The following is a 1,070-nucleotide window of genomic DNA, read 5'->3' on the forward strand; positions in this document are numbered from 1 at the left end:
TTGAACACGAGTATCCATATGGATTTGGAGAAAGGGATGAGAACTCTACATACTCACACAACGCAAGTATTACCCTCATTTGATGAACTGGTTCAGATGGCCAAAAGCGATCCAGAAGGCTTTGAACAATTTCGCCACGAGATGGCAAAAGAAATGATAGAAAGCGCCTCAGAAACGATGCAACCGCGCTTATGGGCTCAGCAAAGCCATATTGATCGTGTGATTCGCAACTGCAAAAACCCTCATCACACCAACGTCGTGCTAATGAATGAACTACAAAAACAAGTCACAAAGTTCAGAGAAGCATTACAAGGAAAAGCGACGTCGGTTAAAACAGACAACGTAGTCGCCTTCAACAGAAACGATTTCTACTGATGTGAGAGTCACACCTTAGGCAGACTCCCACATTCATAAATCACTGTGGCTCAGGACCGTATTTATTCGGGCCTGATGTGCCTTTCAAAAAACCACACTCAATCAAAATCCAAAGCCCACAAATTAATGAAATCGAAGCAATGAACAGCTGTGGCGTTGAAGGCTCTTGCGCCATTGGGCTTGTCATCGGCGTTGCGATGCGACCAATCACCAAAGGAATATTCAAGCCTAACCAGTAGATCGACTTGTCGCGGTCATGCCATCTCTTTGTCGTAATAGCCAAATCAGGAATGAGCAGTACCAACAAGAATATTGGCAGTAACAGGTAAGAAAACGCAGGAAACAACTTACTGATACCCGCACCAAAACCTATAATCGAAATATAGTAAATCACATTCCAAATCCAATAGGTTTTGCGATCGATACGTCCGTGAAACGAAAACAGTAACTCTTTAGTCGACATCAATTTTTATCCAAAAATAGAAAGAATACAGAGTAGCCGAGTCGGGTTAATTTGGGAAGAAACAACAAGTCGTGAACAACGTCGGCCAAGCCTTATATTCAGTTCACCACTTTTTGAAAGCTGTCCACATCCATATCTCGAATGTTAACCGTTAAACTGTGCACATGACTTGCCTGTTCTTGAAGCACAACCATTAAAGCTCGCGATAATTCTCGCTTTTGTTCAGGCGTTC

2 protein-coding genes and 1 pseudogene are annotated in these 1,070 nt (G+C 42.8%); 1 reads left to right on the forward strand and 2 read right to left on the reverse strand.

Translation table 11 applies throughout. The features are described from left to right. Positions 1-18 precede the first annotated feature (18 nt). Positions 19-375 carry a DUF3135 domain-containing protein gene (locus tag R7P35_RS26065; protein WP_180775020.1) on the forward strand — a complete coding sequence of 119 codons (357 nt, stop codon included), beginning with the start codon at positions 19-21 and terminating at the stop codon, positions 373-375. 40 nt (positions 376-415) lie between these two features. Here R7P35_RS26065 and R7P35_RS26070 read toward each other — a convergent pair whose 3' ends face one another. Both R7P35_RS26070 and R7P35_RS26075 read right to left on the reverse strand, forming a co-directional pair. After that, positions 416-838: a DUF805 domain-containing protein gene (locus tag R7P35_RS26070; protein WP_005458874.1), complete on the reverse strand. Its 423-nt coding sequence runs from the start codon at positions 836-838 to the stop codon at positions 416-418. A 98-nt stretch (positions 839-936) separates the two neighbouring features. Beyond that, a pseudogene (locus R7P35_RS26075) lies at positions 937-1,070 on the reverse strand (5-carboxymethyl-2-hydroxymuconate isomerase); the annotation flags it as partial.

This window comes from Vibrio sp. Vb0304 (assembly GCF_033338995.1).
GTDB classification, from domain to species: domain Bacteria; phylum Pseudomonadota; class Gammaproteobacteria; order Enterobacterales; family Vibrionaceae; genus Vibrio; species Vibrio alginolyticus.

What these genes read in the sequence shown, in the direction of transcription:
- R7P35_RS26065 (WP_180775020.1), top strand. Translation starts at nt 19, where the DNA reads ATGGATTTGGAGAAAGGGATGAGAACTCTACATACTCACACAACGCAA.
- R7P35_RS26070 (WP_005458874.1), bottom strand. Translation starts at nt 838, where the DNA reads ATGTCGACTAAAGAGTTACTGTTTTCGTTTCACGGACGTATCGATCGC.